Below are 19,369 nucleotides of genomic sequence, written 5' to 3'. Positions count from 1 at the left end.
GGGCGTGTAAAACGGGACAAAAATCCGCGCCGGATAAGGCGTTGGACTTGAGTTTGAAACGAAGAGAAAATTGGAGCGGGAAACGAGACTCGAACTCGCGACCCCGACCTTGGCAAGGTCGTGCTCTACCAACTGAGCTATTCCCGCATAGAGATGCTTTCGGCATCCGGTCACCAAACACTGGCGTGACCTTTGAATTTTTGGAGCGGGAAACGAGGCTCGAACTCGCGACCTCAACCTTGGCAAGGTTGCGCTCTACCAACTGAGCTATTCCCGCGTCGCATAGGTACTGCTTGATACTGCTTTATTTATTCATCATGCCGCATCGCGACATTGTTGAATTTGGAGCGGGAAACGAGACTCGAACTCGCGACCCCGACCTTGGCAAGGTCGTGCTCTACCAACTGAGCTATTCCCGCCCGGCGTATCGATGGTGGAACGTTACGAAATTCTTCATCGGTACGGGGTGCGCATTATACGAGAAATCCTTTTTGCCGCAAGCCCCTGAAAGCAAAAAAACGCGATTTTTGTTTGATTGCCGATTAAAGCGCCAGATTGGCGAATTAAGCGGCTAAAAACGGCGTGTTTTCCCCGCAGGGGCCGCCATCGCCTTAAAGCTGAATGAAATGTTCGCGGTAATAAGCCAGTTCGGCCACCGATTCGCGGATGTCATCCAGCGCCTGATGGGTGCCCTGCTTCTTAAAGCCGCCGAGAATTTCCGGCTTCCAACGGCGCGCCAGTTCCTTCAGCGTGCTGACGTCCAGGTAGCGGTAATGGAAGTAGGCTTCCAGCTCCGGCATGTAGCGGAACAGGAAACGGCGATCCTGGCCCACGCTGTTGCCGCAGATCGGCGATTTGCCGGCCGGCACCCATTGCTGCAGGAAGGCGATGGTTTCCAGCTCGGCGGCGCGATCGTCCTGGCGGCTGGCTTTCACCCGCTCCACCAGCCCGCTGCCGGTATGGGTGCGCACGTTCCACTCGTCCATCAAGGCCAGCTGCTCGTCGGATTGGTGCACGGCGATCACCGGCCCTTCCGCCAGGATGTTCAGGTTGGCGTCGGTGACCAGCGTGGCGATCTCGATAATGCGGTCACGCTCGGGATCCAGCCCGGTCATCTCCAAATCGATCCAAATCAGGTTATTTTCGTTTCCTGTCATGATGTTTCCTGCCTAAAAGCCGAGAGAAAAACGCTGTGCGGACGAGACGACGGGCGCCGCCGGTGGCGACGCGCCGCAGCCGGCGGCTAACAACGGTTATTTAATATAAAATAGCGTGTATCATAGTCTTTTTGGTCGCCTTGGGCGACATATACCCTGACGGGTTCAAGGCTGCGCCGGGGGCAACTCCCCGCCGCGGCTGTGCATATACGTAAAGGTATAAAACCGATTCAAGTGAGGCGCAGTGAGTAAGAACAAACTGTCCAAAGGTCAGCAACGCCGCGTGCAGGCGAACCATCAGCGCCGTTTGAAGCGCGCCGATAACAAACCGGAACCGGATGATTCCCAGCTGGGCGAGCCGCAGGAAGGCGTCGTCATCAGCCGTTTCGGCATGCACGCCGACGTTGAGGCGCCGGATGGCACTCAGCACCGCTGCAACATCCGCCGCACGCTGCGTTCGCTGGTCACCGGCGATCGCGTGGTGTGGCGCCCCGGCCTGGGCACCCATGAAGGGGTGAAGGGCATCGTGGAAGCGGTGCACGAGCGCACCTCGGTGCTGACGCGCCCGGACTTCTATGACGGCGTGAAGCCGATCGCCGCCAATATCAATCAGATCGTCATCGTGTCGGCGATCCTGCCCGAGCTGTCGCTGAACATCATCGACCGCTATCTGGTGGCCTGCGAAACGCTCGAAGTCGAGCCGCTGATCGTGCTCAACAAAATTGACCTGCTGGACGCCGAAGCGCGCAAGCTGGTCGACGGCATGATGGATATCTATCGCAAGATTGGCTACCGGGTGCTGGAAGTCTCCAGCCAAACGCGGGAAGGCATGGCGGAGTTCGAACAGGCGCTGGCCGGGCGCATCAGCATCTTCGCCGGCCAGTCGGGGGTCGGCAAATCCAGCCTGCTGAACGCGCTGCTGCCGCCGTCTGAAGAGCAAATTCTGGTAAATCAGGTTTCCGACGTCTCGGGCCTCGGGCAACATACCACCACCGCCGCGCGGCTGTACCACTTCCAGCACGGCGGCGACGTGATCGACTCCCCCGGAGTGCGCGAGTTTGGCCTGTGGCACCTGGAGCCGGAACAAATTACCCGCGGCTTTGTCGAATTCCGTGATTATTTAGGCGGTTGCAAATTCCGCGACTGCCGCCACGATACCGATCCCGGTTGCGCTATCCGCGCGGCGATGGAGAAAGGCGATATCGCGCAAGAGCGTTTCGACAACTACCACCGCATTCTGGAAAGCATGGCGCAGGTGAAGGTTCGCAAGAACTTCACGGACGCCGCAGACTGACACTGACGGGCGGGCATTGACGACGGCGGAGCCCTCGTTACAATGCGCGCCCTTTACCCTGATTCACGAGGTTAACGTGCTGGATAGCATCAAGATTAAACTGCAATATTGGCTGCCGAAGCTGGCGCTGACCCGCCTGGCGGGCTGGGGCGCCGACAAACGTGCCGGCTGGCTGACCCAACTGGTGGTCAAAACCTTCGCCCGCTACTACCGCGTGGACATGCAGGAAGCGCAAAACCCGGACCTGGCGTCTTACGCCACCTTCAACGATTTCTTCGTGCGCCCGCTGCGCGATGGCGCGCGCCCGATCGTCGCCGACGCCAACTGGCTGGCGCTGCCCGCCGATGGCGCCATCAGCCAGCTCGGCCCGATCCGCGAGGACCAAATCTTCCAGGCCAAAGGCCACCACTACAGCCTGGAAGCGCTGCTGGCCGGCAACTACCTGTTGGCCGAGCCGTTCCGCAACGGCCTGTTCGCCACCACCTACCTGGCGCCGCGCGACTATCACCGCGTACACATGCCGTGTGCCGGCGTACTGCGCGAAATGATCTATGTGCCGGGCGATCTGTTCTCGGTCAACCCGCTCACCGCCGCCAACGTGCCTAACCTGTTCGCACGCAACGAGCGCGTGATCTGCGTCTTCGACACCGACATCGGGCCGATGGTGCAAATCCTGGTCGGCGCCACCATCGTCGGCAGCATTGAAACCGTCTGGGCCGGCACCGTCACGCCGCCGCGCGAAGGCATTATCAAGCGCTGGACCTACCCGGCCGCCGGCGAAGAAGGCGCCATCACATTGGAAAAAGGCGCCGAGATGGGCCGTTTCAAACTCGGCTCCACGGTGATCAACCTGTTTACCGCAGGCAGCGTGCAGTTCGCGCCGCAGCTGCATAACGGCACCGTCACCCGCATGGGTGAAGCCTTCGCCGAAATCCCGGCCGCCGCTGAAACACCACAGACCCCGCTCTAAAGGAATCGACGCCGTGCGCCTTTTCATCACGCTTTTGCTCGGTTGCCTGCTGTGGCAACCGGCGCTGGCCGCCCCCGTGCCGACCGAGACCCAGCTCAAACAGGAGCTGAAGCAGGCGGAAAGCAGCAAAAACGCGCCGAATCAGGCGGAGACCACCGAGGCGCTGCAAAGCGCCCTCAACTGGCTGACGGAGCGCAAAGAGTCGCAGACTCGCTCCGAGCAGTATCAGAGAGTGATCGACGATTTCCCGAAGATGACGCAGGAACTGCGCCGTCAGTTGGTGCTGGAAAGCAACAAGATCCTGCCGAACGGCGACGATCTGCCGGCCGCCGAGCTGGAACAGCAGATCCTGCAAACCAGCAGCCTGCTGCTGGAACAGGCGCGCCTGCTGCAGCAAGAACAGGATCGCACGCGGGAAATCAGCGATTCGCTCGGCCAGTTGCCGCAGCAGCAGACCGACGCTCGCCGTGCGCTGACGGAAGTGCAGCGCCGCCTGCAGGCGCAGCCTGCCAACCCGACCACGCCGTACGCGCAGGCCGCCCTGGCCCTGCTGCAGACCGAAGCGGCGGCGCGCAAAGCCAAAGTGGACGAGCTGGAGCTGGCGCAACTGTCGGCCAACAACCGGCAGGAGCTGGCGCGCATGCGCGCCGAGGTCTATAAAAAGCGCCACGAGAAAATAGACGTGCAGCTGCAGGCGCTGCGCAACAACCTCAATGCCCAACGCCAACGCGAAGCGGAACTGGCGCTGGAAAAAACCGAGCAGTTGGCCGAGCAGAATGGCGACTTGCCAAGAAGCATCAGCCAACAGTTGCAGATCAACCGCGAACTGTCCGCCGCGCTGAACAGCCAGGCGCAGCGCATGGATCTGATTTCGTCGCAGCAGCGGCAGGCGGCGGCGCAGACGCTGCAGGTGCGCCAGGCGCTGAGCACCATCATCGAACAGGCCCAATGGCTCGGCTCGTCGTCGGCGCTGGGGGAAACCCTGCGCGCCCAGGTGGCGACGCTGCCGGAAATGCCCAAGCCGCAACAGCTGGACGGCGACATGGCCCAGCTGCGCGTGCAGCGCCTGCAGTTTGAAAATCAGCTGGAAAAGCTGTCGCAGCGCGAATTCAAGCGCGACGACGGCAGCGCGCTGACCAGCCAGGAGCAGCGCATCGTCGATGCCCAGCTGCGCACCCAGCGCGAGCTGCTGAACTCGCTGCTGTCCGGTTGCGACACCCAAATCCTCGAGCTGACCAAGCTGAAGGTGGCCAACACCCAGCTGATCGAAGCGTTAAATGAAATTCGCGACGCCACCCACCGCTATCTGTTCTGGGTGCCGGACGTCAATCCGATCAACTTCTCTTATCCGCTCAACGTGGCGCACGATCTGACGCGCGTCCTGTCGTTGGACACGCTGTCGCAGCTCGGCGGCGCCTTCATGATGATGGTGACCAGCCGCGAAACGCTGATCCCGATCTTCGGTGCCCTGCTGCTGGTGATTTTCAGCATCAGTTCACGCAAGCACTATCACGCCTTCCTCGAGCGCGCCAGCAGCCGCGTCGGCAAGGTGACGCAGGACGAATTCTTCCTCACGGTGCGCACCGTGTTCTGGTCGATTCTGGTGGCGATGCCGCTGCCGGTGCTGTGGGCCGCGCTCGGTTACGGCCTGCAAAGCGCCTGGAACTACCCGGTGGCGGAAGCGATCGGCAAAGGGGTGACCGCCACGCTGCCGATCCTGTGGATCTGCATGATCTGCGCCGCCTTCGCCCACCCGCAGGGGCTGTTCATCGTGCACTTCCGCTGGCCGGCGAAGCAGGTTTCGCGCGCCATGCGCTACTACAAGATGTCGATCTGGCTGATCGTGCCACTGATCATGGCGCTGATCACCTTCGATAGCCTGAAAGAACGCGAGTTCGCCAATACGCTGGGGCGGCTGTGCTTCATCCTGCTGTGTCTGGCGCTGGCGCTGGTCACCCACAGCCTGAAACGCGCCGGCATTCCGCTGTATCTGGATAAAAACGGCTCCGGCGACAACATGCTCAACAGCGCCTTCTGGGGGCTGCTGCTGTCGGCGCCGCTGCTGGCGGCGCTGGCGTCGACCGTCGGTTACCTCACCACCGCGCAGGCGCTGTTGGCGCGCCTGGAGACCTCGGTGGCGATCTGGTTCCTGTTGCTGGTCATCTACCACATCATCCGCCGCTGGATGCTGATCCAACGGCGGCGCATCGCCTTCGATCGCGCCAAACAGCGCCGCGCCGACATCCTGGCCCAGCGCGCCCGCGGCGAAGACGAAACCTCGCACACCCCAAACAGCACCGAAGGCGCCATCGATCCGGACGATTCGGACTTCGATCTGGACACCATCAGCGCCCAGTCGCTGCGGCTGGTGCGTTCGATCCTGACGCTGATCGCGCTGGTGTCGGTGATCGTGCTGTGGTCCGAGATCCACTCCGCGTTCGCCTTCCTGGAAAACATCTCGCTGTGGGACGTGACTTCGACGGTCAACGGCGTGGAAACCGCCCATCCGATCACCCTCGGCGCGGTGCTGATCGCCATTCTGGTGCTGATCATCACCATGCAGCTGGTGCGCAACCTGCCGGCGCTGCTGGAGCTGGCGGTGCTGCAGCACCTGGATCTGTCGCCGGGCACCGGCTACGCCATCACCACCATCACCAAGTACTTGCTGCTGCTGTTCGGCGCGGTGCTCAGCTTCGCCTGGATCGGCATCGAATGGTCAAAACTGCAGTGGGTGGTTACCGCGCTCAGTCTGGGGTTGGGCTTCGGCATGCAGGAGATCTTCTCCAACTTCATCTCCGGCCTGATCATCCTGTTCGAGAAACCGATCCGCATCGGCGACACCGTGACGATCCGCAACCTGACCGGCACCGTCACCAAGATTAATACCCGCGCCACCACCATTTCGGACTGGGATCGCAAAGAGATCATCGTGCCGAACAAAGCGTTCATCACCGAACAGTTCGTCAACTGGTCGCTGTCGGACACCCTGACCCGTGTGGTGCTGACCGTACCGGCGCCGGGCGAAGCCAACAGCGAGGAGGTGACCAAGATCCTGATGAACGCCGCCGAGCGCTGTTCGCTGGTGCTGGATAATCCGGCGCCGGAGGTTTACCTGGTCGATCTGCAACAGGGCATCCAGATCTTCGAGATGCGTATTTACGCCGCCGAGATGGGCCACCGCATGCCGCTGCGCCACGAGATCCACCAGCTGATCCTGGCGGGCTATCGCGAGCACGGCATCACGCTGCCGTACCCGCCGTTCCAGGTGCGCACCGAGACGCTGTCGCGGTTGACCAACAACGGCCGTACGCCGCCGTCTACGCCGGCGCCGAACACCAAGCGCGACGCCGGGGGGTTGTAAGCGCTTCTCGCGATAAAAAAAGGGTCGGCAAATGCCGACCCTTTTTGCTTTTTTCCCCGCCTGAAACGTCAGGCGATCCCGACCGGGAAGGCCAACACGTCGCTCAGGCTCTCGGCGCCCAGCGCCAGCATCACCAGACGATCCACGCCCAGCGCCACGCCGGAACATTCCGGCATGCCGTGCTGCAACGCCGCCAACAGGTGATAGTCGATCGGCTGCTGCGGCAGGCCGCGCTCCGCGCGTTTGCGGTTGTCCTGCTCAAAGCGCTGCTGTTGTTCACGGCCGTCGGTCAGCTCGCGGAAACCGTTCGCCAGCTCGATGCCCTTGAAGTACACCTCGAAACGCTCCGCCACGCGGTGGTCTTCGGTGCTGATCTCCGCCAACGCCGCCTGGCTGGCCGGGAAGTGGTAAACGAACGCCGGCTTTTCACGGCCGATATGCGGTTCCACGCCCACGGTGAACAGCAGCTGCAGCAGCGTATCGCGATCTTCTTCGGTATCGGCGATGTTGCTCAGATCGAGTTTGGCCGCCGCTTCGCGCAGCTGCGCCTTCTCCGCCGACAGCGGATCGATGTCCAGATGGCGCAGGAACGCCTGCTGATAAGACAGGGTCTCCGCGCTCTCGCAGTCCAGCACCTGTTGCAGCAGATCGTCCACCTCATTCATCAGGCGGTACATGTCGTAGTGCGGACGGTACCACTCCAGCATGGTGAATTCCGGGTTGTGATGCCGCCCGGCTTCTTCATTGCGGAAGCTGCGCCCCATTTGGTAGATCGGGCCGCTGCCCGCCGCCAGCAGGCGCTTCATGTGATATTCCGGGCTGGTCATCATGTATAGCGTCAGGCCCTCTGCCGCCCCCGGCCCGACGAAACGCGTCTCGAACGGGAACAGGTGAACGTCGGTGACCGTCGCCTGGCTCATGGTGGGCGTCTCAACTTCCAGCACGCCACGATCGGCGAAGAAACGCCGGATCTCAGCCAGAATCGCTGCGCGTTTCAACAAATTGGCGATGGGTGCACTAGGCTGCCAGCTTGCCGTTTCGCTCATGGTAATTAACTCCGAAATCAAACAGGGGATGCAGTCTACTCGCATCCTTGCAGCCAAACAAATTCTTCACGATGCGCAACCGGCCATAACGCCAATTTCCGATAAATAGGCGGCAAAAGCGCGTTAAAAAGGGTAAAGCACGCCGAACGCGCGAAAAGGCAGGCAAGCCTGTTGGGCAAGCGTTAATCGACAAAACAATCGATCACATCAAATTTCGACTACTTAACTTTAGGTATAGTTAATTCCCCATTATTGGTGGGAGATATCTATCCTTAACCTTTAAGCAACATTAATCGGTTCAATTAGTTAGCACCCGAAGAGTTCGCTAAATTTTAAGCATAGATATTTAACTTGCCGTTCTTAACAAGAACATTGGAGGAATGCAGTGCAAACCTTTAACGCCGATCTTGCCATTATTGGGGCCGGGGGCGCTGGTTTACGTGCAGCAATAGCCGCAGCGGAAGCCAATCCCCAACTGAAAATCGCGCTGATCTCTAAGGTCTACCCGATGCGCAGCCACACGGTCGCCGCCGAGGGGGGCTCCGCCGCCGTCACTCAGGATCACGATACCTTCGACTACCACTTCCACGACACCGTCGCCGGCGGCGACTGGCTGTGCGAGCAGGACGTGGTCGATCACTTCGTGCATCAGTGCCCGCGCGAGATGACCCAGCTCGAACAGTGGGGCTGCCCGTGGAGCCGCAAACCGGACGGTTCGGTCAACGTGCGGCGTTTCGGCGGCATGAAGATCGAACGCACCTGGTTCGCCGCCGACAAGACCGGCTTCCACATGCTGCACACCCTGTTCCAGACCTCGCTGAAATACCCGCAAATTCAACGCTTCGACGAGCACTTCGTGCTGGATATCCTGGTGGATGACGGCCAGGCGCGCGGCCTGGTGGCGCTCAACATGATGGAAGGCACCCGCGTGCAGATCCGCGCCAACGCGGTGGTGATGGCCACCGGCGGCGCCGGGCGCGTTTACCGCTACAACACCAACGGCGGCATCGTCACCGGCGACGGCATGGGCATGGCGTTCCACCACGGCGTACCGCTGCGCGACATGGAGTTCGTGCAGTATCACCCGACCGGCCTGCCCGGTTCCGGCATCCTGATGACCGAGGGCTGCCGCGGCGAAGGTGGCATCCTGGTGAACAAAGACGGCTACCGCTACCTGCAAGACTACGGCATGGGCCCGGAAACCCCGCTGGGCGAGCCGAAGAACAAATACATGGAGCTGGGCCCGCGCGACAAAGTGTCCCAGGCCTTCTGGCACGAATGGCGCGCCGGCCGCACCATCGCCACCCCACGCGGCGACGTGGTCTACCTCGATCTGCGCCACCTGGGCGAGAAAAAGCTGCTGGAACGGCTGCCGTTCATCTGCGAACTGGCCAAGGCCTATGTCGGCGTCGATCCGGTGAAAGATCCGATCCCGGTGCGCCCTACCGCGCACTACACCATGGGCGGCATTGAAACCGACCAGAACTGCGAAACCCGCATCAAGGGGCTGTTCGCGGTCGGCGAATGTTCCTCCGTCGGCCTGCACGGCGCCAACCGTCTCGGCTCCAACTCGCTGGCGGAACTGGTGGTATTCGGCCGCGTCGCTGGTGAGCACGCGGCGCGCCGCGCGCTGGAAACCGCGCCGGCCAACGGCGCCGCGCTGGATGCGCAAACCCGCGACGTCGAAACCCGCCTGAGCAACCTGATGAAGCAGGAAGGCAACGAAAACTGGGCGAAGATCCGCGACGAAATGGGGCTGTCGATGGAAGAAGGCTGCGGCATCTACCGCACGCCGGAGCTGATGCAAAAAACCATCGATAAGCTGGCCGAGCTGAAAGAGCGCTTCAAACGCGTCAAAATCACCGACAACACCAGCGTGTTCAATACCGATCTGCTGTACACCATCGAGCTGGGCTACGGCCTGGACGTCGCCGAATGCATGGCGCACTCCGCATTTAACCGCAAAGAGTCGCGTGGCGCCCACCAGCGCCTGGACGAAGGCTGCACCGAGCGTGACGACGTCAACTTCCTCAAGCATACGCTGGCGTTCCATAACCCGCAGGGCGCGCCGCGTCTCGAATACAGCGACGTGAAAATCACCAAGCTGCCGCCGGCCAAACGCGTCTACGGCGCAGAAGCCGAAGCGCAGGAGAAAAAGAATAAGGAGCAGGCAAATGGCTGAGATGCAAACCCTGAAGATCGACGTCATGCGCTATAACCCGGAAAGTGACGCCGAGCCGCATTTCGTCACTTACGCCGTGCCTTATGATGAACAGACCTCGCTGCTCGATGCGCTGGGCTACATCAAGGATAACCTGGCGCCAGACCTCTCCTACCGCTGGTCTTGCCGCATGGCGATCTGCGGCTCCTGCGGCATGATGGTCAACCGCGTGCCGAAGCTGGCGTGCAAAACCTTCCTGCGCGACTACGTCGGCGGCATGAAGGTCGAAGCGCTGGGCAACTTCCCGATCGAGCGCGATCTGGTGGTGGACATGACCCACTTCATCGAAAGCCTGGAGGCGATCAAACCGTACATCATCGGTAACGATCGCAAACCGGAGGATGGCCCGAACGTGCAGACCCCGGCGCAGATGGCCAAATACCACCAGTTCTCCGGCTGCATCAACTGCGGCCTGTGCTACGCCGCGTGCCCGCAGTTCGGCCTCAACCCCGAGTTTATCGGCCCGGCGGCGATCACGCTGGCGCACCGCTATAACCTGGACAACCGCGACCACGGCAAGAAACAGCGCATGCCGCAGCTCAACGGCCAAAACGGCGTCTGGAGCTGCACCTTCGTCGGCTATTGCTCTGAAGTCTGCCCGAAACACGTCGATCCCGCCGCCGCCATCCAGCAGGGCAAGGTGGAGAGCGCCAAAGACTTCATGATCGCCATGCTGAAGCCGCAATAAGGGAGAAAAATTGCCATGACAACTCAACGTAAGCCCTATGTGCGCACCATGACGCCCACCTGGTGGCAAAAGCTCGGCTTCTACCGTTTCTACATGCTGCGCGAAGGCACCTCGGTGCTGGCGGTGTGGTTCAGCATCGTGCTGCTCTACGGCGTGTTCGCGCTGAAGGGCGGCGCCGAGAGCTGGGCCGGCTTCGTCGGTTTCTTGCAGAATCCGCTGGTGCTGTTGATCAACGTCGTCGCCCTGCTGGCGGCGGCGCTGCATACCAAAACCTGGTTCGATCTGGCGCCGAAGGCCGCCAATATCGTGGTCAACAGCGAGAAAATGGGGCCGGGCCCCATCGTGAAAGGGCTGTGGGCCGTCACCATCGTCGTCAGCGTGGTCATCCTGGCCGTGGCCCTGATCTAATCCGGAGGAAACATGATAAATCAAGCACCTAAACGTTCCGACGAGCCGGTTTTCTGGGGATTGTTCGGCGCCGGCGGTATGTGGGGGGCGATCGTCGCGCCGGCCATCGTGCTGCTGATCGGCATTCTGCTGCCGCTGGGGCTGTTCCCCGGTGAGACGCTGGGTTACGAGCGCGTGCTGGCGTTCTGCCAGAGCCTGATCGGCCGCCTGTTCCTGCTGCTGATGATCATTCTGCCGCTGTGGTGCGGCCTGCACCGCATCCACCATGCGATGCACGATCTGAAGATCCACGTGCCGGCCGGCAAGTGGGTGTTCTACGGTCTGGCGGCGATCCTTAGCGTGGTCACCGTCATCGGCGTCGTCACGCTGTAAACCGCTCAGGCGGCCAACGCCCGTTGGCCGCCCTTTTCTCATCGGCTACACTGTCTACTCGCCCCCGGTAAACAGGAGCCACCGATGCGTTTATGGTCAAAGCTTAGCGTCATGCTTTCCGCCCTGCTCTCCGTCGCTTGCAGCGTCTCCCCGCCTAAAGACATCAAGGTCGTGACCCCTTTCGACAGCCAGCGCTATCTCGGCACCTGGTATGAGATTGCACGTCTGGATCATCGCTTTGAACGCGGTTTGCAGCAGGTGACCGCCCACTACAGCCCGCGCGCCGACGGCGGACTGAAAGTCATCAATCGCGGCTTCAATCCGCAGAAACAGCAATGGCAAGAAAGCGAAGGCAAAGCCTACTTTATCGGTTCACCGCAGATCGCGGCGCTGAAAGTGTCGTTCTTCGGCCCCTTCTATGGCGGCTATAACGTGATTGCCCTGGACCCGGACTACCACTACGCGCTGGTTTGCGGCCCGAACCGCGACTATCTGTGGATCCTGTCGCGCACGCCGACGCTTGACGCCGCCGTGCGCGACCGTTTATTGCAGACAGCCAAAGGCTACGGTTTCGCCACCGACAAGCTGATCTGGGTGCAGCAGTCCGCCGATCAGTGACTGCTGAACTTCAACCCGAGTATGCCGACCACGATCAGGCACAGGCTGATGATGCGCGCGATATTGGTCGATTCCCCCAACAGCACCATGCCCATGATGGCCGCGCCCACCGCGCCGATGCCGGTCCACACCGCGTAGGCGGTGCCGGCGGGCAGCGTTTTCATGGCATTGGCCAACAGCAACATGCTGACCACCATCGCGGCGATGGTGATAATGCTCGGCGTCAGCCGGGTAAAACCGTGGGTGTATTTCAGACCGATAGCCCAAACCACTTCGAGCAAACCGGCGATAAGCAGAATAATCCAAGCCATGAGACGGCCTCCCTACCACTGGGGTCGTCCCCGATAAAATGACGCGTAAACGGGTCGTCCCGTTCAGCGAGGTGATGCATGACGGGTAACCTCACCCGCACTGCGGCAGGATAGCAGCAGCGTTAACGCTCAGGCAAGGGATAGAAATGTGGCGGCTCTCCGCAGCCGGAACGCCGCCGGGTGGAATGCGGATTATTCCGCGCTGCGCTGAATAGCCTTGCCGCCGGCCTGAATGTCTTCACCCACACCGCGGGTGGTATTGCAGGCGGTCAGCGAGCTCAAAATCATCAAAGAGAAGATCGCGATAATACTTTTCTTCAGCATAAGAAAGTCCTTATTTGTCGTTGATGAAAAAGTACGGCTTTCTAAGCGTAGTCAAAATTGACGGAGGGTGTGGGATCGTGACCGGCTTTGTGGCGCAAATACATCGGGTTAAAGGCAGGATCAGCTGGCCGTGCGGGAGATGGCGCCGCCGAGATGCTGAACGTCTTCGCCGAAACCGCGAAACGTATTGCAACTGCTGAGGGAGAAAAGGAACAACAGGGAGAGCACGGCCAACAGCGTTTTCTTGAACATGCGGATTTTCTGCCAACGAACGAGGATGGGATAAAACAGAGGAACCGCGGGGGTTCCTCTGTTTTGAAACTTACTTAACGCGAGAGACGTATTCGCCAGAGCGAGTGTCAACCTTGATCACTTCGCCGATCTGGACGAACAACGGCACTTTTACCACGGCGCCGGTGCTCAGGGTCGCCGGCTTGCCGCCAGTCCCTGCGGTATCGCCTTTCAGGCCAGGATCGGTATCGGTGATTTCCGCTTCGATAAAGTTCGGCGGCTGAACGGCGATTGGACGGCCATCCCACAGGGTGATGATGCACTCTGCGTTATCCTGCAGCCATTTGGCCGCGTCGCCGACGGTTTTGCCGTCAACCTGATGCTGTTCGAAAGACTCAGGGTGCATGAAGTGGTAGAACTCACCGTCGCTGTACAGGTAGTTCATGTTGGTGTCCATCACGTCTGCGCCTTCGCAAGAATCGGTAGACTTGAAGGTTTTTTCCACGCGGGTGCCGGTCAGCAGACGGCGCATTTTCACGCGTGCAAACGCCTGGCCTTTGCCCGGCTTAACGAACTCACTGGCTTCGACGGCGTAAGGTTCGCCCTCGAACATGATTTTAAGACCCGGACGGAAATCGTTGCTAGAATAAGTCGCCATGATGGCCCTCTGAATATTTGAACTGGTAGCTTAGCCAAAAAAATGGCACACATTATAACCCAAAGTACGGCACATAGAGAAGATTGGTTGCATCAACTCGCCGATGTTATTACCGATCCCGATGAATTACTGCAGCTTTTGTCACTGAATACGCACCCGGAACTGCCGCAGGGGCGCGATGCCCGCCGGCTGTTTGCCCTGCGCGTGCCGCGCGCCTTCGCTGCGCGCATGCGCCCCGGCGATGCCAACGACCCGTTGCTGCGCCAGGTTCTGACCGCCAGAGAGGAGTTCATCAACGCCCCAGGGTTCACCACCGATCCGCTCGATGAGCAGCGCAGCGTGGTGCCGGGCCTGCTGCACAAATACCGCAATCGCGCGCTGCTGCTGGTCAAAGGCGGCTGTGCGGTCAACTGCCGTTACTGCTTCCGCCGCCACTTCCCCTATCAGGATAATCAGGGCAACAAGAACAACTGGCGGCAGGCGCTGGATTATATCCGCCAACACCCGGAACTCGACGAGATCATTTTTTCCGGCGGCGATCCGCTGATGGCCAAAGACAGCGAGCTGGAGTGGCTGGTCGGCGAACTGGAGACCATCCCGCACCTGAAACGCCTGCGCATTCACACCCGTCTGCCGGTGGTGATCCCGGCGCGCATTACGCCGGCGCTGTGCCGCCTGCTGTCGGCCTCGCGCCTGCAGGTGCTGGTGGTTACGCATATCAACCACGCCAACGAAATCGACCGCGAGCTGCAGAGTGCCATGGCTCAGCTGCGCCTCGCCGGCGTCACGCTGCTCAATCAAAGCGTGCTGCTGCGCGACGTCAACGATGACGCCGACACGCTGGCCGCGCTCAGCAACGCGCTGTTCGACGCCGGCATCCTGCCCTACTACATTCACGTGCTGGACAAGGTGCAGGGCGCGGCGCACTTCATGGTCAGCGACGATGAAGCGCGCGTCATCATGCAGGCGCTGCTGAGCAAGGTGTCCGGTTATCTGGTGCCGCGCCTGACGCGTGAAGTGGGCGGCGAACCGAGCAAAACACCGATCGACCTGCGCCTGATGCAGGAGTGATGCGCGCCACATGGCCTGATGGAACGAAAAGAGGAATGCCGTGGCATTCCTCTTTTTTTATCTCTGTGCGGCGTTTGGCCTCAGCGCCTTACGGGCACTTGTAAACCTGGCCGACCATTTTGCTGTCCAGCGGCGCGAAGCTGGAGAGCAGGTTCTGGCTTGGGCTGTTGGCGCCGTAGATCACGTTGCCGCCCATTGCCGCCGCCTTGTTGCGCAGATCGTTGGCCGCACCGCGCATGGAGCTGCCCTCACCGCCGTTGCCGGACAGCCAGTTGCTCTGGGTGCCGGTCACTTCCCCCAGCAGCTGGCATTCCGCCGCCGGCTTGCTGTCGGTGAACTTGATCTGCTGACCCGCAGCGGTCAGTTCATGAGTGGTGCTGCAACCCGCCAGCAGCACCGCTGCCGAAAGACCCAGTAAGGCTTTAATCCGCATCTTGTTCCCCATTCGATGTTGAGAATTACGCAAAATCTTCTACCCGTCGCCTTTCAAGCTGTAGCGTTGTTGACTGCACTCGCTCACCCCAGTTACTTACTCAAGTAAGCGCCTGGGGACTCACGAGCTGGCCGCCTAGCTACAACTTGAAATCCATAGGGTATATCAGAAAGCGATGCCATCTCTTAAGCATCCGTTGCCGCGCGAGCGGGCCAACGTCTTGAGCGACAGCTGATGACTAACCAGTTTACCAGCTAAATCGCCCCGGGCGGCAAAAATATCATCAAATACAGAGCGGCGGCATTATACCCAGCCGGCACCGGCCGCCGAAGCCGACGCTGCCGGCTCTCCCGCCAGTTGGAATACCGCCACCGCCTGCGCCAGCAGGGCCGCCTGCTCCTCCACGCCGACGGCGGTGGTCGCCACCTCTTCCACCAGCGCGGCATTCTGCTGGGTTACCTGATCCATCTGGGTCACCGCCACCCCGACCTGCTCAACGCCCTTGCTTTGCTCTTGCGACGCGTACGAGATGTTATCCATCAGCGACGTCACCTGATTCACCGAGCCGACGATGGCATTCATCGTCTCGCCCGCCTGTTCCACCAGCCGCACGCCGGCGGCGATATCGCCGGTGACGCCGTCGACCAGGCTGCTGATCTCCTTGGCCGAAGTCGCGCAGCGCTGCGCCAGGTTGCGCACTTCGCCGGCCACCACCGCAAAACCCCGCCCCTGCTCCCCGGCGCGCGCGGCCTCGACGGCGGCGTTCAGCGCCAGAATGTTGGTCTGGAAGGCGATGCCGTCGATCACGCTGGTAATATCCCCCACCTGACGCGCGCTGTCGTTGATCGCCCGCATCTTGTCGACCGCGCTGGCCATCAGCGTTTCGCCGTTGCGGGCAATGCCGGCGGTCTGATTGACCATCCCGGCGGCCTGGTTGGCGTTATCGGCGTTTTGCCGCACCGTGGCGGTGATCTGTTCCATGCTGGCGGCGGTTTCCGTCAGCGCGCTGGCCTGTTCTTCTGTGCGGCTGGAAAGATCGGCGTTGCCGACGGCAATCTCATGCGTGCCGTGGTTGATCGACTCCACGCCGTCACGCACCTGCTGCACGGTGGCGCTCAGCTCCTGCTGCATCGCCTGCAGGCTGGCGAACAGCATGCCAATCTCATCGTTGCTGCGCGCCACGATCTTGCTGCGCAGATCGCCACGCCCAACCTTTTGCAAATGTTCGGCAATCTGGCGCAGCGGCAGGATCAGGCGCCGGCGGAAATCACGCTGTACGGCGACCAGCAGCAGCAGGATCGCCGCCAGGGTGCCGCTCAGCAGGCGGGCGAACACTTTCTGAGTCTGCTCCGCCTCCTCCACCGCCAGACGGTGAGCAGCCACCGTCGCCCGCATGTAGTCGGCAAACTGGCCGTCCAACCGTTGGCGCACCTGACGCTTCTCGGCCGCCATGGCGTGCAGCCGTTCAATCAACGATGCCTGCGGCGTCTCGGCCAGCAGCGTCAACTCTTGCTTCAGCACTCTCTGCTGCGCCAGGTAGACCTTTTTCATCGCCTCGCCCAGCTCCGGGCGCGATACCGTCAGGCCCGGCGTATCCCAGAACAGATTGAAAGCGACATCGGCGCCGCGCAGCTCGCCGCGCGCCTCATCAATGCCCTGCTGAATATCGGCTCTGCTGGTCTGCGCCATACGCTCGAACGCCAGGTTGTCGATCAGCGTCTGCGTTTGCAGCAAGGAACGCCAGCTGCGGTTCAGCGCCGCTTCCTCGTCGGAGAAAGTGCTCATCCTGCCGATGCTGTTGCCGTTTTGCTGCATGAAATAGAAGGCGATGGCGCCGGTTCCCATGGGCATCAAGCCCAGCAGCAACAGCATCAACATCAGCCAGGTGGCTATTTTCATATTTTTCAGCATAAGTCGTCTCCGTTGACAGTCACCCCGGCGGGGGAAAATTCCCCGCCCGGTAGGGGCTATATCGGTACGAAACGACAACGGTTTAGGGTAAAAGCAAAATAATGCAATAATTCATTCAGTGAACTAATAACACACTAAACAAACATTCTTTTTATTGATTTTTAAGATAAAAAAACCCCGGTCGTTTGACCGGGGTTCTCAGCACACAAGCGTGTGGGGGATGATTACATCATGCCGCCCATACCGCCCATGCCACCCATGCCGCCTGCTGCGCCCAGATCCGGTGCGTCAGCCTTCGGCAGGTCGGTGACCATGCATTCGGTGGTGATCATCAGGCCAGCCACAGAAGCCGCGTACTGCAGAGCAGAACGGGTCACTTTGGTTGGATCCAGGATACCCATCGCGATCATGTCGCCGTATTCTTCAGAGTAAGCGTTGTAGCCGTAGCTGCCTTCGCCCGCTTTCACCTGGTTGGCGATAACGGAAGCTTCTTCACCGGCGTTAACCACGATCTGACGCAGAGGGGCTTCCATTGCGCGCAGCGCAACTTTGATACCCACGTTCTGGTCTTCGTTGTCGCCTTTCAGCGCGGCGATTTTGCCTGCAACGCGGATCAGCGCGACGCCGCCGCCGGCAACCACGCCTTCTTCCACTGCGGCGCGGGTTGCGTGCAGGGCGTCTTCAACGCGGGCTTTCTTCTCTTTCATTTCAACTTCAGTCGCTGCGCCAACCTTGATAACGGCAACGCCGCCGGCCAGTTTCGCTACGCGCTCCTGCAGTTTTTCACGATCGTAGTCAGAGGTCGCTTCTTCGATCTGCTGACGGATCTGAGCAACGCGGCCCTGGATGGTCGCTTCGTCGCCCACGCCATCGATGATGATGGTGGTGTCTTTGTTGATGACAACGCGTTTCGCCTGACCCAGGTCTTCCAGGGTGGCTTTTTCCAGCTCCAGACCGATCTCTTCAGAGATAACGGTACCGGCAGTCAGGGTCGCGATGTCCTGCAGCATGGCTTTACGACGGTCGCCGAAGCCAGGCGCCTTAACGGCAGCCACTTTCACGATGCCGCGCATGGTGTTGACCACCAGGGTCGCCAGCGCTTCACCTTCAACGTCTTCAGCGATGATCAGCAGCGGTTTGCCTGCTTTGGCAACGGCTTCCAGCACCGGCAGCATTTCGCGGATGTTGGAGATCTTCTTGTCAGCCAGCAGGATGAACGGGCTTTCCAGCTCAACAGAACCGGTTTCCGGCTTGTTGATGAAGTATGGGGACAGGTAACCGCGGTCGAACTGCATACCTTCAACCACGTCCAGCTCGTCTTGCAGGCCGGTGCCTTCTTCAACGGTGATAACGCCTTCTTTGCCCACTTTCTCCATCGCTTCCGCGATCAGTTTACCCACGGTTTCGTCGGAGTTGGCGGAGATGGTGCCCACCTGAGCGATAGCTTTGGAATCGGAGCAAGGTACGGACAGTTTTTTCAGTTCTTCAACCGCAGCGACAACCGCTTTGTCGATGCCGCGCTTCAGATCCATCGGGTTCATGCCGGCAGCAACCGCTTTCAGGCCTTCGGTGATGATGGATTGAGCCAGTACGGTTGCCGTGGTGGTGCCGTCGCCCGCCGCGTCGTTCGCTTTGGAGGCCACTTCTTTCACCATCTGTGCGCCCATGTTCTCGAACTTGTCTTCCAGCTCGATTTCACGCGCAACGGAAACGCCGTCTTTGGTGATGGTCGGTGCGCCGAAAGATTTATCCAGCACTACGTTGCGGCCTTTCGGGCCCAGGGTCACTTTTACTGCATCAGCGAGAACATTCACGCCGCGGAGCATTTTCACGCGAGCGTCATTGCCGAATTTTACGTCTTTAGCTGCCATTGGTATTTCCCTTCAACTCGTTCAGTTCAGAAGATAAAGCGCAATTACGCTTCAACAATTGCCAGAATGTCGCTTTCGGACATGATCAACACTTCTTCATTGTCGATCTTCTCTGCTTTCACGCCGTAGCCGTCGTTGAAAATCACGATATCGCCAACTTTCACATCCAGCGGTTGGATGTTGCCGTTTTCCAGCACACGCCCTTTACCCACTGCAACCACTTCACCGCGAGTGGATTTACCCGCAGCAGAGCCAGTCAGGACGATGCCGCCAGCAGATTTTGATTCAACTTCTTTGCGCTTGACGATAACGCGGTCATGCAATGGACGAATACTCATTGAACGCTCTCCTGTAAGAAGGTCTCTATCAGATTTAGGGTTGTACACCGGATGGTTGTTATTACCGGCCTCGTGGCATTTGAGAT

General features: G+C 60.3%; 19 protein-coding genes and 3 tRNA genes. 9 read left to right on the top strand and 13 right to left on the bottom strand.

Annotated features, from left to right (window positions below):
• Nucleotides 1-71: 71 nt before the first annotated feature.
• From JL05_RS02770 to orn, 4 genes are all read right to left on the bottom strand, one after another.
• A tRNA-Gly gene (locus JL05_RS02770) sits at nt 72-147 on the bottom strand.
• Between the two features lie 54 nt (nt 148-201).
• Nucleotides 202-277: transfer RNA gene (locus JL05_RS02765), tRNA-Gly, on the bottom strand.
• A gap of 66 nt (nt 278-343) precedes the next feature.
• A tRNA-Gly gene (locus JL05_RS02760) sits at nt 344-419 on the bottom strand.
• A 192-nt stretch (nt 420-611) separates the two neighbouring features.
• Entirely contained in the window at nt 612-1,157 is a 546-nt protein-coding gene (gene orn / locus JL05_RS02755) for an oligoribonuclease (RefSeq protein ID WP_004929689.1), read from the bottom strand.
• A 244-nt stretch (nt 1,158-1,401) separates the two neighbouring features.
• On the opposite strand from orn, the gene rsgA reads away from it, so the two are divergent.
• The 3 genes from rsgA to mscM all read left to right on the top strand — a co-directional run bounded on the left by rsgA (nt 1,402) and on the right by mscM (nt 6,782).
• Entirely contained in the window at nt 1,402-2,451 is a 1,050-nt protein-coding gene (rsgA, locus tag JL05_RS02750; protein ID WP_021504946.1) for a small ribosomal subunit biogenesis GTPase RsgA, read from the top strand.
• 76 nt (nt 2,452-2,527) lie between these two features.
• Nucleotides 2,528-3,421: an archaetidylserine decarboxylase gene (asd, locus tag JL05_RS02745; protein WP_033631605.1), complete on the top strand. Its 894-nt coding sequence runs from the start codon at nt 2,528-2,530 to the stop codon at nt 3,419-3,421.
• A 13-nt stretch (nt 3,422-3,434) separates the two neighbouring features.
• A complete protein-coding gene (gene mscM, locus JL05_RS02740) occupies nt 3,435-6,782 on the top strand; it encodes a miniconductance mechanosensitive channel MscM (protein WP_033631604.1) in 3,348 nt (1,115 codons plus the stop codon).
• 68 nt (nt 6,783-6,850) lie between these two features.
• Here the strand turns inward: mscM and epmA are convergent, their stop codons facing one another.
• Nucleotides 6,851-7,828, bottom strand: coding sequence for an elongation factor P--(R)-beta-lysine ligase (epmA, locus tag JL05_RS02735; protein ID WP_033631603.1), 978 nt, complete (start codon nt 7,826-7,828; stop codon nt 6,851-6,853).
• Nucleotides 7,829-8,213: 385 nt separating this feature from the next.
• Between epmA and frdA the strand changes: the two genes are divergently transcribed.
• From frdA to blc, 5 genes are all read left to right on the top strand, one after another.
• A complete protein-coding gene (frdA, locus tag JL05_RS02730) occupies nt 8,214-10,010 on the top strand; it encodes a fumarate reductase (quinol) flavoprotein subunit (protein ID WP_033631602.1) in 1,797 nt (598 codons plus the stop codon).
• Nucleotides 10,003-10,737, top strand: a complete 735-nt coding sequence (locus tag JL05_RS02725; protein ID WP_004929676.1) for a succinate dehydrogenase/fumarate reductase iron-sulfur subunit — start codon at nt 10,003-10,005, stop codon at nt 10,735-10,737. The genes frdA and JL05_RS02725 overlap by 8 nt, the downstream gene beginning before the upstream one ends.
• 15 nt (nt 10,738-10,752) lie before the next feature.
• Nucleotides 10,753-11,145, top strand: coding sequence for a fumarate reductase subunit FrdC (frdC, locus tag JL05_RS02720; protein WP_004929673.1), 393 nt, complete (start codon nt 10,753-10,755; stop codon nt 11,143-11,145).
• 12 nt (nt 11,146-11,157) lie between these two features.
• Nucleotides 11,158-11,517: a fumarate reductase subunit FrdD gene (gene frdD / locus JL05_RS02715; protein ID WP_033631601.1), complete on the top strand. Its 360-nt coding sequence runs from the start codon at nt 11,158-11,160 to the stop codon at nt 11,515-11,517.
• Between the two features lie 84 nt (nt 11,518-11,601).
• Nucleotides 11,602-12,135 (top strand): outer membrane lipoprotein Blc, encoded by a 534-nt coding sequence (gene blc, locus JL05_RS02710; RefSeq protein WP_033631600.1) that lies wholly within the window; start codon nt 11,602-11,604, stop codon nt 12,133-12,135.
• On the opposite strand, the gene sugE is transcribed toward blc, so the two are convergent.
• The 4 genes from sugE to efp form a co-directional block, all read right to left on the bottom strand.
• The gene (gene sugE, locus JL05_RS02705; protein WP_004929669.1) at nt 12,129-12,446 is read right to left on the bottom strand and encodes a quaternary ammonium compound efflux SMR transporter SugE; all 318 of its coding nucleotides are present in this window, start codon (nt 12,444-12,446) and stop codon (nt 12,129-12,131) included. The genes blc and sugE overlap by 7 nt on opposite strands.
• A 192-nt stretch (nt 12,447-12,638) precedes the next feature.
• A complete protein-coding gene (locus tag JL05_RS02700; RefSeq protein ID WP_004929668.1) occupies nt 12,639-12,770 on the bottom strand; it encodes an entericidin A/B family lipoprotein in 132 nt (43 codons plus the stop codon).
• A 120-nt stretch (nt 12,771-12,890) separates the two neighbouring features.
• On the bottom strand, nt 12,891-13,022 hold the full coding sequence (locus JL05_RS02695) for an entericidin A/B family lipoprotein (protein ID WP_004929667.1): 132 nt from the start codon (nt 13,020-13,022) through the stop codon (nt 12,891-12,893).
• A gap of 70 nt (nt 13,023-13,092) precedes the next feature.
• The gene (gene efp / locus JL05_RS02690) at nt 13,093-13,659 is read right to left on the bottom strand and encodes an elongation factor P (protein WP_004929666.1); all 567 of its coding nucleotides are present in this window, start codon (nt 13,657-13,659) and stop codon (nt 13,093-13,095) included.
• A gap of 42 nt (nt 13,660-13,701) precedes the next feature.
• Here efp and epmB point away from each other — a divergent pair, with 42 nt between their 5' ends.
• Nucleotides 13,702-14,730 (top strand): EF-P beta-lysylation protein EpmB, encoded by a 1,029-nt coding sequence (epmB, locus tag JL05_RS02685; RefSeq protein WP_033631599.1) that lies wholly within the window; start codon nt 13,702-13,704, stop codon nt 14,728-14,730.
• 88 nt (nt 14,731-14,818) lie between these two features.
• Here epmB and JL05_RS02680 read toward each other — a convergent pair whose 3' ends face one another.
• From JL05_RS02680 to JL05_RS02665, 4 genes are all read right to left on the bottom strand, one after another.
• The gene (locus JL05_RS02680) at nt 14,819-15,163 is read right to left on the bottom strand and encodes a DUF4156 domain-containing protein (protein ID WP_004929664.1); all 345 of its coding nucleotides are present in this window, start codon (nt 15,161-15,163) and stop codon (nt 14,819-14,821) included.
• 303 nt (nt 15,164-15,466) lie between these two features.
• Nucleotides 15,467-17,074, bottom strand: a complete 1,608-nt coding sequence (locus tag JL05_RS02675; protein ID WP_033631598.1) for a methyl-accepting chemotaxis protein — start codon at nt 17,072-17,074, stop codon at nt 15,467-15,469.
• 224 nt (nt 17,075-17,298) lie between these two features.
• On the bottom strand, nt 17,299-18,945 hold the full coding sequence (gene groL, locus JL05_RS02670) for a chaperonin GroEL (protein WP_004929662.1): 1,647 nt from the start codon (nt 18,943-18,945) through the stop codon (nt 17,299-17,301).
• A gap of 44 nt (nt 18,946-18,989) precedes the next feature.
• Nucleotides 18,990-19,283, bottom strand: a complete 294-nt coding sequence (locus tag JL05_RS02665) for a co-chaperone GroES (protein WP_004929661.1) — start codon at nt 19,281-19,283, stop codon at nt 18,990-18,992.
• Between the last annotated feature and the right edge of the window lie 86 nt (nt 19,284-19,369).

This window comes from Serratia nematodiphila DZ0503SBS1 (genome assembly GCF_000738675.1).
Classification (GTDB): Bacteria; Pseudomonadota; Gammaproteobacteria; order Enterobacterales; family Enterobacteriaceae; genus Serratia; species Serratia nematodiphila.
The sequence above is the reverse complement of the archived record's forward strand: the minus strand, read 5'-3'. Positions and strand labels throughout refer to the sequence as shown.

Bases quoted from the DNA above. Each gene is read 5' to 3' on its own strand.
- orn (WP_004929689.1), bottom strand. From the start codon at position 1,157: ATGACAGGAAACGAAAATAACCTGATTTGGATCGATTTGGAGATGACC.
- epmA (WP_033631603.1), bottom strand. From the start codon at position 7,828: ATGAGCGAAACGGCAAGCTGGCAGCCTAGTGCACCCATCGCCAATTTG.
- JL05_RS02725 (WP_004929676.1), top strand. From the start codon at position 10,003: ATGGCTGAGATGCAAACCCTGAAGATCGACGTCATGCGCTATAACCCG.
- frdC (WP_004929673.1), top strand. From the start codon at position 10,753: ATGACAACTCAACGTAAGCCCTATGTGCGCACCATGACGCCCACCTGG.
- frdD (WP_033631601.1), top strand. From the start codon at position 11,158: ATGATAAATCAAGCACCTAAACGTTCCGACGAGCCGGTTTTCTGGGGA.
- blc (WP_033631600.1), top strand. From the start codon at position 11,602: ATGCGTTTATGGTCAAAGCTTAGCGTCATGCTTTCCGCCCTGCTCTCC.
- sugE (WP_004929669.1), bottom strand. From the start codon at position 12,446: ATGGCTTGGATTATTCTGCTTATCGCCGGTTTGCTCGAAGTGGTTTGG.
- JL05_RS02700 (WP_004929668.1), bottom strand. From the start codon at position 12,770: ATGCTGAAGAAAAGTATTATCGCGATCTTCTCTTTGATGATTTTGAGC.
- JL05_RS02695 (WP_004929667.1), bottom strand. From the start codon at position 13,022: ATGTTCAAGAAAACGCTGTTGGCCGTGCTCTCCCTGTTGTTCCTTTTC.
- efp (WP_004929666.1), bottom strand. From the start codon at position 13,659: ATGGCGACTTATTCTAGCAACGATTTCCGTCCGGGTCTTAAAATCATG.
- epmB (WP_033631599.1), top strand. From the start codon at position 13,702: ATGGCACACATTATAACCCAAAGTACGGCACATAGAGAAGATTGGTTG.
- JL05_RS02680 (WP_004929664.1), bottom strand. From the start codon at position 15,163: ATGCGGATTAAAGCCTTACTGGGTCTTTCGGCAGCGGTGCTGCTGGCG.
- JL05_RS02675 (WP_033631598.1), bottom strand. From the start codon at position 17,074: ATGCTGAAAAATATGAAAATAGCCACCTGGCTGATGTTGATGCTGTTG.
- groL (WP_004929662.1), bottom strand. From the start codon at position 18,945: ATGGCAGCTAAAGACGTAAAATTCGGCAATGACGCTCGCGTGAAAATG.
- JL05_RS02665 (WP_004929661.1), bottom strand. From the start codon at position 19,283: ATGAGTATTCGTCCATTGCATGACCGCGTTATCGTCAAGCGCAAAGAA.